Source organism: Streptomyces flavofungini (assembly GCF_014650815.1).
Taxonomy (GTDB): domain Bacteria; phylum Actinomycetota; class Actinomycetes; order Streptomycetales; family Streptomycetaceae; genus Streptomyces; species Streptomyces flavofungini.
Map to the genome: position 1 here is coordinate 337505 of NZ_BMVR01000009.1, position 12593 is coordinate 350097.

General features: G+C 70.2%; 12 protein-coding genes. 5 read left to right on the forward strand and 7 right to left on the reverse strand.

The annotated features are described in order from the left end of the window. Positions 1-50: 50 nt before the first annotated feature. From hpt to IE274_RS24950, 4 genes are all read left to right on the forward strand, one after another. A complete protein-coding gene (hpt, locus tag IE274_RS24935) occupies positions 51-590 on the forward strand; it encodes a hypoxanthine phosphoribosyltransferase (RefSeq protein WP_030361055.1) in 540 nt (179 codons plus the stop codon). A 163-nt stretch (positions 591-753) separates the two neighbouring features. Continuing rightward, a complete protein-coding gene (ftsH, locus tag IE274_RS24940; protein ID WP_190118172.1) occupies positions 754-2799 on the forward strand; it encodes an ATP-dependent zinc metalloprotease FtsH in 2046 nt (681 codons plus the stop codon). Between the two features lie 122 nt (positions 2800-2921). Next, entirely contained in the window at positions 2922-3527 is a 606-nt protein-coding gene (gene folE / locus IE274_RS24945) for a GTP cyclohydrolase I FolE (protein WP_190118093.1), read from the forward strand. Between the two features lie 175 nt (positions 3528-3702). Next, a complete protein-coding gene (locus tag IE274_RS24950) occupies positions 3703-4698 on the forward strand; it encodes an aldo/keto reductase (protein WP_190118094.1) in 996 nt (331 codons plus the stop codon). An 82-nt stretch (positions 4699-4780) separates the two neighbouring features. Here the strand turns inward: IE274_RS24950 and IE274_RS24955 are convergent, their stop codons facing one another. From IE274_RS24955 to IE274_RS24980, 6 genes are all read right to left on the reverse strand, one after another. Continuing rightward, positions 4781-5269 (reverse strand): DUF3180 domain-containing protein, encoded by a 489-nt coding sequence (locus tag IE274_RS24955; protein ID WP_190118095.1) that lies wholly within the window; start codon positions 5267-5269, stop codon positions 4781-4783. 90 nt (positions 5270-5359) lie between these two features. Continuing rightward, positions 5360-5956 (reverse strand): 2-amino-4-hydroxy-6-hydroxymethyldihydropteridine diphosphokinase, encoded by a 597-nt coding sequence (gene folK / locus IE274_RS24960; protein WP_190118096.1) that lies wholly within the window; start codon positions 5954-5956, stop codon positions 5360-5362. Beyond that, entirely contained in the window at positions 5953-6312 is a 360-nt protein-coding gene (gene folB / locus IE274_RS24965) for a dihydroneopterin aldolase (RefSeq protein ID WP_030361050.1), read from the reverse strand. Before folB ends, folK begins: the two co-directional genes overlap by 4 nt. Positions 6313-6489: 177 nt before the next feature. After that, positions 6490-7077, reverse strand: a complete 588-nt coding sequence (locus IE274_RS24970) for a nuclear transport factor 2 family protein (RefSeq protein WP_190118097.1) — start codon at positions 7075-7077, stop codon at positions 6490-6492. Then, positions 7074-7952 carry a dihydropteroate synthase gene (gene folP, locus IE274_RS24975; RefSeq protein ID WP_190118098.1) on the reverse strand — a complete coding sequence of 293 codons (879 nt, stop codon included), beginning with the start codon at positions 7950-7952 and terminating at the stop codon, positions 7074-7076. The genes IE274_RS24970 and folP overlap by 4 nt, the downstream gene beginning before the upstream one ends. 30 nt (positions 7953-7982) lie before the next feature. Then, complete coding sequence (locus IE274_RS24980) at positions 7983-9809, reverse strand: phosphatidylglycerol lysyltransferase domain-containing protein (RefSeq protein WP_190118099.1); 1827 nt, start codon at positions 9807-9809, stop codon at positions 7983-7985. A gap of 249 nt (positions 9810-10058) precedes the next feature. On the opposite strand from IE274_RS24980, the gene IE274_RS24985 reads away from it, so the two are divergent. Further along, positions 10059-11192 (forward strand): alpha/beta hydrolase, encoded by a 1134-nt coding sequence (locus IE274_RS24985; protein WP_190118100.1) that lies wholly within the window; start codon positions 10059-10061, stop codon positions 11190-11192. A gap of 80 nt (positions 11193-11272) precedes the next feature. Here the strand turns inward: IE274_RS24985 and IE274_RS24990 are convergent, their stop codons facing one another. Further along, entirely contained in the window at positions 11273-12430 is a 1158-nt protein-coding gene (locus IE274_RS24990) for an ABC transporter ATP-binding protein (protein WP_190118101.1), read from the reverse strand. Between the last annotated feature and the right edge of the window lie 163 nt (positions 12431-12593).

Sequence of the window (12593 nt, forward strand, 5' to 3'; positions counted from 1 at the left end):
CCGACCGGCCGGTGGGACGACCGAAAGTGATACGGGTGGACGCGAAAGACATGGGCACCGACCTGCAGTCGGTGCTCATCACCAAGGAAGAGATCGACGCGAAGCTGGCCGAGCTGGCCGCGAAGATCGACGCGGAGTACGCGGGCAAGGACCTGCTGATCGTCGGCGTGCTCAAGGGCGCGGTGATGGTGATGGCCGACCTGGCGCGCGCGCTGTCCACGCCGCTCACGATGGACTGGATGGCGGTGTCCTCGTACGGCGCCGGCACGCAGTCCTCCGGCGTGGTCCGCATCCTCAAGGACCTGGACACCGACATCAAGGGCAAGCACGTCCTGATCGTCGAGGACATCATCGACTCCGGCCTGACGCTGTCCTGGCTGCTCTCCAACCTCGGCTCGCGCGAGCCCGCCTCGCTGAAGGTGTGCACGCTGCTGCGCAAGCCGGAGGCCGCGAAGGTCGCGATCGACGTGGAGTGGGTCGGCTTCGACATCCCGAACGAGTTCGTCGTCGGGTACGGCCTGGACTACGCCGAGAAGTACCGCAACCTCCCGTTCGTCGGAACGTTGGCTCCGCACGTGTACGGCGGCTGACTTTCCGGGAACCCTCAGCGACGTCCCGCCGTTGGAGCATGCGAAGACGGGTTTGCCAGCCGTCCCGTGCGGCTTCGGGTGACAATGCTGGGGTACCGTCCGAAGAACAGTCTTTATCAATCTCACTATGGCAGGAGGTACGGAGCGGCATCGCTCCGTGTGGATGGACGTGAAGCGATACTTCCGTGGGCCAGTCATGTGGATTGTGCTGGCCGTCCTTGCCGTGGTCGTGTTGATGCAGGTCGTCGGTTCGTCCGGGGGCCACAAGACGGTGGACACCGGCCAGGTCGTGCAGGCCATCGACGACAACAAGGTCGAGTCGGCCAAGCTCACCACCGGTGACGATCACACCATCAAGGTGGAGCTCAAGGACGGCCAGAAGGTCAAGGGCAGCAGCAAGATCCAGGCGAGCTACATCGGCGACCAGGGTGTCGAGCTCGCCAAGACGCTGCAGGCCAAATACGAGGACAAGCAGATCCCGGACGGTTACACCGTCTCCCCGTCGAAGCAGAACCCCTTCGTCGGCATCCTGCTGTCCCTTCTCCCGTTCGTCCTGATCGTCGTCGTGTTCCTGTTCCTGATGAATCAGATGCAGGGCGGCGGCAGCCGAGTCATGAACTTCGGCAAGTCCAAGGCGAAGCTCATCACCAAGGACACCCCGAAGACGACGTTCGCCGACGTCGCGGGTTCCGACGAGGCGGTCGAGGAACTCCACGAGATCAAGGAGTTCCTCCAGGAGCCGGCGAAGTTCCAGGCCGTCGGCGCCAAGATCCCCAAGGGTGTGCTGCTGTACGGCCCGCCCGGTACGGGCAAGACGCTCCTCGCGCGCGCCGTCGCGGGCGAGGCGGGCGTCCCGTTCTACTCGATCTCGGGTTCCGACTTCGTCGAGATGTTCGTCGGTGTCGGTGCCTCCCGAGTGCGTGACCTCTTCGAGCAGGCCAAGGCGAACGCCCCGGCGATCGTCTTCGTCGACGAGATCGACGCCGTCGGACGGCACCGCGGTGCCGGTCTCGGCGGTGGCCACGACGAGCGCGAGCAGACGCTCAACCAGCTGCTCGTCGAGATGGACGGCTTCGACGTGAAGGGCGGCGTCATCCTGATCGCCGCCACGAACCGCCCGGACATCCTCGACCCGGCCCTGCTGCGGCCCGGCCGTTTCGACCGGCAGATCGCCGTCGACCGCCCGGACATGCTCGGCCGTCTGGAGATCCTCAAGGTTCACCAGAAGGGCAAGCCGGTCGCCCCGGACGTCGATCTGGGTGCCGTCGCGCGGCGCACGCCGGGCTTCACCGGCGCCGACCTGAGCAACGTCCTCAACGAGGCCGCCCTGCTCACCGCGCGCAGCAACCAGAAGCTGATCGACAACCACATGCTGGACGAGGCCATCGACCGCGTCGTGGCGGGCCCGCAGAAGCGGACCCGGATCATGTCCGACAAGGAGAAGAAGATCACCGCGTACCACGAGGGCGGACACGCCCTGGTCGCGGCGGCGTCTCCGAACGCGGACCCGGTCCACAAGATCACGATTCTGTCGCGCGGCCGCGCCCTCGGCTACACCATGGTCCTGCCGGACGAGGACAAGTACTCGACCACGCGCAACGAAATGCTCGACCAGCTGGCGTACATGCTGGGCGGGCGCGCGGCCGAGGAACTGGTCTTCCACGACCCGACCACCGGTGCCGCCAACGACATCGAGAAGGCCACGGCCACCGCTCGCGCGATGGTCACGCAGTACGGCATGACCGAGCGGCTGGGCGCGATCAAGTTCGGCGGCGACAACACCGAGCCGTTCCTCGGGCGCGAGATGGCGCACCAGCGTGACTACTCGGAAGAGGTCGCGGCGCTGGTCGACGAAGAGGTCAAGAAGCTCATCGAGACCGCGCACAACGAGGCCTGGGAGATCCTCGTCGAGAACCGCGACGTTCTCGACAACCTGGTCCTCCAGCTCCTGGAGCGGGAGACGCTCGGCAAGGAGGAGATCGCGGAGATCTTCGCCCCGATCGTCAAGCGCCCGGCCCGCCCGGCCTGGACGGGCTCCACCCGGCGTACGCCGTCGACACGCCCGCCGGTGCTCTCGCCGAAGGAACTGTCGCTGACGAACGGCGCGAACGGTGCCACCCCCGCGGTGACCGCCGGAGCGACCGGTGCGACCGGCACGAGCGACACCCCGTCCCTCGAGGTGGCCCCTGAGGACCGCCCCGAGAGCTGAGCCACACCCCGTCCCGGGCGCTCCACCAGGCCCGGAATGGATGCCGCGCCCCCCAGGTTCTAGCCTGGGGGGCGCGGCTGTTTTCGGCCGTCCGCAACACAGGACCCAGGAACGAGGCACAGATGACCGACCCCGTGACGCTGGACGGCGAAGGCACGATCGGCGAGTTCGACGAGAAGCGGGCCGAGAACGCCGTGCGTGAGCTGCTGATCGCGGTCGGCGAGGACCCGGACCGCGAGGGCCTGCGGGAGACACCGGGGCGGGTGGCGCGCGCCTACCGGGAGATATTCGCCGGGCTGTGGCAGCAGCCCGAGGACGTCCTGACGACGACCTTCGACCTGGGCCACGACGAGATGGTCCTGGTGAAGGACATCGAGGTCATGAGCTCCTGCGAGCACCACCTGGTGCCGTTCGTCGGCGTCGCCCACGTCGGGTACATCCCGTCCTCCGACGGCAAGATCACCGGCCTGTCCAAGCTCGCCCGCCTCGTGGACGTCTACGCCCGCCGCCCGCAGGTTCAGGAGCGGCTGACCACCCAGATCGCCGACTCCCTGATGCAGATACTGGAGCCGCGCGGGGTCATCGTCGTCGTCGAGTGCGAGCACATGTGCATGACCATGCGCGGGGTCCGCAAGCCCGGCGCGAAGACCATCACGTCGGCGGTGCGGGGGCAGCTGCGGGATCCGGCGACGCGCAACGAGGCGATGAGCCTGATCATGGCGCGATGACGTCGCTGGACGTGTCGCCTCAAGTCGCCCTTTGCGTGCGGCAGTTGTCCTCGTAGCCGTTGGACGGCGTCCCGCCGCCCCGGAAGAATCATGGTCGTAGAGAGACGTGGGAGACGTCAGAGAGACGTCCTACGCGAGATCACGACCCGATTTTCCGCGGACGGAGTTGCCTTTCATGAGCGAGCGAGCACTGCCCACCCGCCGCCTTGGTGGCCTTGAAGTCTCCGCGCTCGGCTACGGCGCGATGGTGCTGTCGCCGGGCGTGTACGGAGAGATCGACGACGAGCGGGCCGAGCGGGCGCTGAACGCCGCGATCGACGCCGGTGCCACCCTGATCGACACCTCCGACGGCTACGGCGCCGACGGCCACAACGAGCGGCTCGTCGGCCGCGCCCTGAAAGGGCGCCGGGAGCAGGTCGCCGTCGCCACCAAGTTCGGCTTCCGGCTGCCCGAGGGCGTCGCGCCGCACCCGTTCCCCGTCGGGTACGCCTTCGGGGAGCTCGGGGTCAACGGCGATCCCCAGCATGTACGCGGCTACGCGGAGGCGAGCCTGCGGGAGCTCGGCACCGACCGCATCGACCTGTACTACCCGCACTTCCCCGACCCGCAGGTGCCACTGGCGGACACCGTGGGCGCGGTCGCCGAACTGATCGAGGCGGGGCTCGTGCGCCACCTCGGGCTCTCCAACGTGACGGCGGAGCAGCTGCGGGCCGCGCACGCCGTGCACCCCGTGGCGGCCGTGCAGATCGAGTGGTCGATGTGGCGGCCCGCCGAGCCGGAGCTGCTGGCCGCCGCGCGGGAGCTGGGCGTCGGTCTGGTGCCGTGGTCGCCGCTGGGAGCCGGGTTCCTCACGGGGACGGTCGGGAGGGTGGCGGAGGGGGACTTCCGGCAGAACGCGCCCCGGTTCGACGAGGCCAACCTGAAGGCCAACAACGACCGCTTCGCCCCCGTGCGGGGGATCGCCGCCGAACTCGACATCACCCCGGCCCAGCTGGCCCTCGCCTGGCTCCTCCACCAGGACCCCAACGTCGTCCCGATCCCCGGCAGCCGCACCCCCGCCCACATCGAGGAGAACCTGGCGGCGGTCCGGGTGGACCTGGACGCGACCGTGCTGGCCCGCCTGAACGGCATCCTCAAGGAGACGAACGTGGAGGGCGGCACGCTGCTCTAGCGACTCCGCCACGTCCAGCGACTCCGCCCCGTCCGGCGAGAACTCACGTCCAGCGGCCAAGTCACGCGCGCGCCGGGGCGGCTCACGCTGCGGGAGCCGCCCCGCCGTGCTCGTCGTCCCCGTCCTCCGGCAGCTTGCACACCCGCTCCAGGAAGAAGGCGGCCGCTATCACGCCGATGCCCGCGAGCACCGAGAACCCGGCGTAGTACGCCTGGTCCCGGCGCGCGGGAATGTCCAGGAACTCCAGCATGAACACGCCCACGCCGCCGTACATCCCGCAGACCAGCGCGGCGACCAGCGCGCTGGCCTGACCGAAGACGACCGCCCGCGCGGCCATCAGCGGCTCGACGCCCTTCGCGCCGGGCCGCCGCTCCCGCTGGGCCTTCAGCCGCGCGCGCAGCGAGATCGCCGTGGCGAGCAGCACCACGGCGATCAGCGCGAGGACGATGGGCGCGGCCAGCGGCACCCGGGGCAGCGTGCCCACGGAGTCCCACAGCCGGGCCCCCGCCCAGGACAGCACTCCGGCGACGGCGAAGAGGCCTGCGAGCACTCTCACGCGCAATTGCTTCATTCCGGAGGTCGCCCCTTTTGTTCCCTTGTTCCGTGCCGTGTGTGTCGGGTCGTCCAGCCGTGCTGTGGACCCGTGCTGTGGACCTAACGATTACTCAGGCAGCCGGAGTTCCAGGTCGACACGGGGCGCGACACCCTCGCGCGTGACCCCGGCGAGCAGCTCCGCGACCGGCCCGCGGCCCGCGAGCTGTGCCTCGGGCTCGACGTCGTACCACGGGGCGAGGACGAAGGCCCGCTCGTGCGCCCGCGGGTGGGGGAGGGTGAGGACCGGGTCGTCGGAGACCACGTCGGCGTACGCGACGATGTCGACGTCGATCGTGCGCGGGCCCCAGCGCTCGTCGCGGACCCGGTGGAAGGCCTCCTCGACGGCGTGCGCGCGCTCCAGGAGGGAGTCCGGGGGGAGCGTGGTCTTCACGACGACCACGGCGTTGAAGTACGACGGCTGGGAGCCGGGCTCGACGCCCCAGGGCTCGGTCTCGTACACCGGGGAGACCGCCTTGACCCGCAGGCCGGGCGTGTCCTCCAGGGCGTCGACGGCGCCCTGGAGGGTCTCCAGGCGGTTGCCCAGGTTCGATCCGAGGGAGATCACCGCGCGCTGGGGGTTGGAGAGCGTCGTGTCGGCGGCGTCCACCTGCTCCACGACGGACGTGGGGACCGGCTGGACGGTGGGGTCGCTGTGGGGGGTCATACGCGGCTCCGGGTGATGGTGACGGTCACGTCGTCGAACGGGACGGTGATCGGGGCGTCCGGTTTGTGGACCGTGACCTCGACCTCCAGGACGCCGTCGTGCTTCAGGCAGGCCTGGGCGATGCGCTCGGAGAGCGTCTCGATGAGGTTCACCGGCTCGCCCTCGACGACGGCCACGACCTCCTCCGCCACGATGCCGTAGTGCACGGTCTTCGCCAGGTCGTCGTCGGCCGCGGCCGCCCGGGTGTCCAGGCCGAGAACCAGGTCCACGATGAAGGTCTGGCCCTCCTCGCGCTCCCGCGGGTACACACCGTGGTGCCCGCGCGCCTTCAGGCCACGCAGCGCGACACGATCCACGCGAATCACTCCTGACAGTCGTCGGTATCGGCCGGTTCCGCCGAGTGCGGTCGGCACACCAGCCACATTCGAATCTACCTGCGAGCACTGACAGTGTTCGCCCGCGGGGGCCGCCGGACGGCCCTCCCACGACGGTTCGCGGGTGCCCCTACCCACTCGGCGGCAACCCGCCACCACTCATGCGGGTGGCTCGTCGTCCTCGTCGTCACCGGTTTCGGCAAGCACGGGTGACGCGTGGTGCGACCACAGCTTCCAGCCGTCGCACGTGCGCCGGAACACATTCGTGGCGACCACGAGCTGCCCCACGAGCGGCCCCAGCTCGTCGCCCTCCTGCGGCGCCGGGCCCCCGCTGAGGATGTTCTCCGTGCAGGTCACCAGGGCCGTGTCCCCGGCCACACTGACGCGCAGGTCGGTGAGGAAGAACTGGATGTACTCCGTGTTGGCCATGATCAGCGCGTACGACCTGAGGACCTCGCCGCGGCCGGTGAGCACCGGCCAGCCGGGGTGCACGCAGGAGATCGCGGGGCCCTCCGCGGCCGCGTCCGCGCCGCCCTGGCCTTCCCCGCCGTCGTCCGGGTCGGCCTCGTCGTCCGCGTCGGCGTCGCCGCCCGCGTCCGGCGCCCCGGTGTACGTCTCCGCGTCGGCGAGGTCCGCGGCGTCCAGCCACAGGTCCGACACGCCGTCGAAGTCACCGCGTTCCAACGCCTCGTAGAAGGCGGTGTTGGCGAGTTCGACCTGCTCGACATCCGTTCGCGCGTGCGTCACTGAGCGCCCGCCTCCCCGGCCGCGCCCGTGACGGCCCGAGCGACCCGGACCGCGTCCGCCGTGGCCCGCACCTCGTGCACCCGCACCGCCCAGGCGCCCTGGTGCGCGGCGATCGCGGACACCGCGGCCGTGGCCGCGTCGCGCTCCCGCGCGGGCGGCGGGGCACCCTCCGGGCCCGCGAGGACCCGGCCGAGGAAACGTTTGCGGGACGCGGCGACCAGGACGGGGCGGCCGAGCGTGTGCAGCCGGTTCAGGTGGGCGAGGAGCGCCAGGTCGTGCTCGGCGTCCTTGGAGAAGCCGAGTCCCGGGTCGATGACGATCCGCTCCGGGGCGATCCCGCCGTCGATCGCGGCCGCCACGCGCGCGTGGAGCTCGTCGACGACTTCGGAGACCACGTCCTCGTACGCGGGGCGGGCGTGGATGTCGGCGAGGAAGCCGCGCCAGTGCATGACCACGAACGGCGCCTGGGCGGCCGCCACCGACGGCACCATGTCCGGGTCGGCGAGGCCTCCGGAGACGTCGTTCACGAGCACCGCGCCCGCGGCGAGGGCCTGCCGGGCCACCCGGGCCCGCATGGTGTCCACGGAGACCGTGACGCCCTCGGCGGCCAGACCCCGTACGACCGGGACGACGCGCCGCAGCTCCTCGTCCTCGTCCACGCGCGAGGCGCCGGGGCGGGTCGACTCACCGCCCACGTCGACCAGGTCGGCACCCTGGGCCACCAGGTCGATGCCGTGCTTGACGGCGGCCGTGGTGTCGAACCACCGGCCGCCGTCGGAGAAGGAGTCGGGGGTCACGTTCACGACCCCCATGACCGCACAGCGGTCCCATTGAGGCAGACCCTCGACCGTTCCCCGCCCGCGCAACGTACTCATGCCTCAAGCCTAGGCCCGCGAGCACGGCCGCTACGCCGCGCGGACCCCCCGCTCGGCGGTCTGGGCCGACTCGTGCGGGCAGGGGCGGCGCTGCGCGGTGGCACGGCGCAGGAAGCGCGGCATGTGGAACGTCACGAAACCTTCCGCCTGCATCGTCGCGAAACCGATCCGCGGCAGGTCGCGGCTGGCGCGGTAGACGACGAAGCGGGGCTCCCAGCGCGGCCGGAACTTGGCGTTGAACTTGTACAGCGACTCGATCTGGAACCAGCGCGACAGGAACACGAGCAGGCCGCGCCAGGCCCGCAGGACCGGGCCCGCGCCCAGCTTCTCGCCGCGCGCGAGGGCCGCCCGGAACATCGCGAAGTTCAGGGAGATCCGCTCGATGCCGAGCTTCGGCGCGGCCTGCAGGGCGGCGACGATGAGCAGTTCGTTCATGCCCGGGTCGGCCGAGCGGTCGCGCCGCATCAGCTCCAGGGACACGCCGTCCTTGCCCCACGGCACGAAGTGGATGACGGCCTTCAGGTCGCCGTACGGTCCGGGCCGCTCGTCGGCCTTGTGGGCCGTCGCGATCAGGCAGTCGCCGTCGTTCGGGTCGCCGATGCGGCCGAGTGCCATGGAGAAGCCGCGCTCGGTGTCGGTGCCGCGCCAGTCCTCGGCGGCGCGCTGGATGCGCTCCAGCTCCTGCTCGCCGAGGTCACGGATGCGCCGCACGCGCGTCTCGTAGCCATTGCGCTCGATCCGCTTGACCATCTGGCGCACGTTGCGCATCGCGCGCCCGGACAGGGAGAAATCCGCGACATCCACCACCGCCTCGTCCCCGAGCTCCAGCGCGTCCAGGCCCGTCTCGCGGGTCCAGACCTCGCCGCCCGTCTCGGAGCAGCCCATGACGGCGGGCGTCCAGGAGTGTGCCTTGGCCTCGTCCATGAAGCGCTCGATGGCGCCCGGCCAGGCCTCCACGTCGCCGATCGGGTCGCCTGAGGCGAGCATCACACCGGAGACGACGCGGTAGGTGACGGCGGCCTTGCCGCTGGGCGAGAACACGACGCCCTTGTCGCGGCGGAGCGCGAAGTGGCCGAGCGAGTCCCGGCCGCCGTGCTTGACGAGCAGCTCACGCAGTCGGCTCTCGTCGTCCTGGGTGAGCCGCGCCGCCGGGTGCTCGGGGCGGAACGCCAGGTAGATGGTGGTGAGCGCGGTCAGCATGCCGAGCGCGCCGAGCGAGAAGCCGACCGTCCAGGAGGTCCGGCCGGTGTAGCCGACGGGCCCCTCGAAGCCGAACAGGCCGTACAGGACGTGCGCGAGCCGGTCCGCGATGCCCGGGTCGCCCACGACCTTGTCCGGGTGGACGCTGACGATGACCAGGCCGAGCGCGATGGAGCCGGCGCCCAGGAGCACGAAGTTGGCAAGGGCGCGCCAGCGGCTGCGCGGGTCCGGCAGCGCGGCGAACTCACTGCGATGGCGCAGCAGGAGCGCGAGCAGCGCGAGCGAGATCGCCGCGCCGATGAACGAGTGCCGGTACGTGAACTGCGCCACCGCGCCCGCGGGCAGCAGCACCACCGCGGCCCGCCACGCCCGGCGCTTGTTCCGCCGCAGTCCGTGCGCGAGCAGGAGCAGCAGCACCCCGCAGCTCAGCGCGAGGGCGGCCGCGAAGGGGCCGAGCGCGCCCGGCAGGACCTCCGCGAAGGTGTGCAGCCGACTGCGCCGGAAGCGGGGGAAGACACCGGCCGCGATGTTCAGCAGTCCGACGAGGGCGCAGATTCTCGCTGCGAGGACCGGGACGGCTTCGGGGCGTGGGCCGCGGAAGAACCGGCGCAGCCCCCGGTCGCTGCCATCGTTGCCTCCTGGAACCACACCCGACATTTCCCCATCTATCCTGACAGACATCGCATCCCGTAGTTCTGCGAGAGAGCTTCCATCCGGTGCCAAAGGTGGCGTCCGGTGATATTGCGCCCTCTAGGACGGTCCTTCGGGGACACGGGTTCACTCCCGGCCGGAAAACCGGTGGAAAGCTGGCGGAAAAGGAACGTCGCCCGCACGGAGCCGATGGTTCCACCCCCCGTACCGGCCCCCGGGAAGAGAACAGGCAGAAAGCGCAGGCAGGATCATCCCATGGGTCTCACGAGCAATAATGTGCTGGCACTTGCGGTAGCGCTGGCCGTGCTGCTGTTCATCGGCACGATCTGGCTATGGCCGCGGCTGGCACGCCGCACCTGGCGCGCCATCACGGGCCGCGTCGGACTGCTGCTCGCCACACAACTGGCCGTCTTCGCGTCGGTCGGCCTCTCCACCAACCAGGCCTTCGGCTTCTACGCCACCTGGGCCGACCTGTTCGGCCAGGAGACGGCACAGGGTGTGGTCGTCGACCACGACGCCATGAAGGGCGAGAAGGGGCCCGTCCGGGTGGTCGACACCAAGTCGGTCGACGTTCCCGGCGGCGGCATCCCCCGCGTGGGCGGCCAGATTCAGAAGATCGACATCCAGGGCCGGCACTCCAAGATCGCCAGCCCGGCGTACGTGTACCTGCCGCCGGAGTACTTCCAGCCGCAGTACAAGCACCGCACCTTTCCCGCGGCCGCCGTCCTGACCGGCTACCCCGGCACCGCGGAAGCCCTGATCAAGGGCCTGCACTACCCGCAGACGGCGCACAGCCAGGCCAAGGACGGCAAGATGCAGCCGATGATCCTGGTCATGCTGCGGCCGACCCTGGCGCCGCCCCGGGACACCGAGTGCGTGGACATCCCCGGCGGCCCGCAGTCCGAGACGTTCTTCGCCAAGGACCTCCCGAACGCCATCACCGACCACTACCGGGTCGGCAAGAAGCCCGACAGCTGGGGCATCATCGGCGACTCCACGGGCGGCTACTGCGCCCTGAAGCTGGCCATGCACCACCCCGACGTGTACGCCGCCGGAGTCGGCCTGTCCGCGTACTACAAGGCCGCGCAGGACGTCACGACCGGCAACCTGTTCCACGGCGACAAGGACCTGGAGCAGCGCGCGAACCTGCTCTGGTACCTCGACCACATGCCGCCGCCCAAGACCTCCCTGCTGCTGACCACCAGCAAGAAGGGCGAGGGCAACTACAAGGACACCAAGAAGTTCATCGACAAGGTCAAGGCACCGACCCGGGTGTCGTCGATCACCCTGGAGAGCGGCGGCCACAACTTCAACACCTGGCGCCGTGAGATCCCGGCGTCGCTGGTGTGGATGAGCGGACGGCTGACCGGAGGGTCGGACGTGCGATGACGTCCGGCCCGCGATGACGTCGGGGTGCGATGACTTCGTACGTAGGGGTGCGGTGACGTCGTACGTACGGTGACGGGGGATCAGGCCCCCGTCACCGAGGCCACCGTCTCCAGCTCCACGTCCTCGCGCGGGATGTCCCGCGCGTCCGCCGCCGTCGAGCGGCGCAGCGCCTCGTGCAGCCGGGCCGGGGTCAGCACGCCGAGGAAGCGGCCCTCGCTCTTCTCGTCGATGACCGCGATCCAGCCCGCGTCGTGCTGGAGCATCGTCGAGAACGCCTGCTTCAGGCTCGCGCCCACCGGCAGCCACGCCTCCATGCGGCGGGCGTGCTCGCGCACCGTGCCGATGCCCACGCGCGCGTGCTCGGCGGAGAGCCAGCCGTGCAGGTTGTTCTCGCCGTCCAGGACGACGGCCCAGCGGGCATCGAGGTCGGCGGGCAGCGGGTCGTCGAGGTGCACGACGGGCGGCTGCTCCAGGTCGCCCTCCTCGATGGGGGTCACCGAGAGCCGCTTCAGGCCCCGGTCGGCGCCCACGAAGTCGGCGACGTACTCGGTCGCGGGTGCGCCGAGGACGGTCGAAGGGGTGTCGAACTGCTCGATGCGGCCGTGGCCGTAGACGGCGATGCGGTCGCCGAGGCGGACGGCCTCCTCGATGTCGTGTGTGACGAAGAGCACGGTCTTGCGGACGGCCTGCTGCAGGCGGAGGAACTCGTTCTGCAGGTGCTCGCGCACCACCGGGTCGACCGCGCCGAACGGCTCGTCCATCAGCAGCACCGGCGGGTCCGCCGCCAGTGCCCGGGCCACGCCGACGCGTTGGCGCTGGCCGCCGGAGAGCTGCTCGGGGTAGCGGTCGCCGAAGGTCGCCGGGTCGAGACCGACGAGGTCCAGGAGTTCGGCGGCGCGCTCGCGGGCCTTGGCGCGCTTCACGCCGAGCAGGTGCGGGACGGTCGCCGTGTTGTCCAGGACCGTCTTGTGCGGGAACAGACCGACCTGCTGGATGACATAGCCGATTCGGCGCCGGAGTTGCACGGGGTCGATTCCGGATATGTCGTCGCCGTCGAGGAATATCCGCCCGCCGGTGGGCTCGATGAGCCGGTTCACCATTTTCATCGTCGTGGTCTTGCCGCAGCCCGACGGGCCGACGAGTGTGACCAGTTCACCCTCGCCCACCTCGAAGGACAGGTCGTCGACGGCCGTTGTGCCGTCCGCGTACCGCTTGGTCACGTTCTCGAACCGGATCATGATTCCCCATTGTGGCGCGTGTTCTGTGAAGGCCGTGTTGCGCCGGTACGAAGAGCCTCTCTGCGTCTCGGAGATTGTCAGTGCTCGGGGTTAGGGTCGCCAGACAGCGGAACGTGTGGCTTTCGGCACGTGTACGGGTGGGCATGGTGACGGGGTTTCGGGG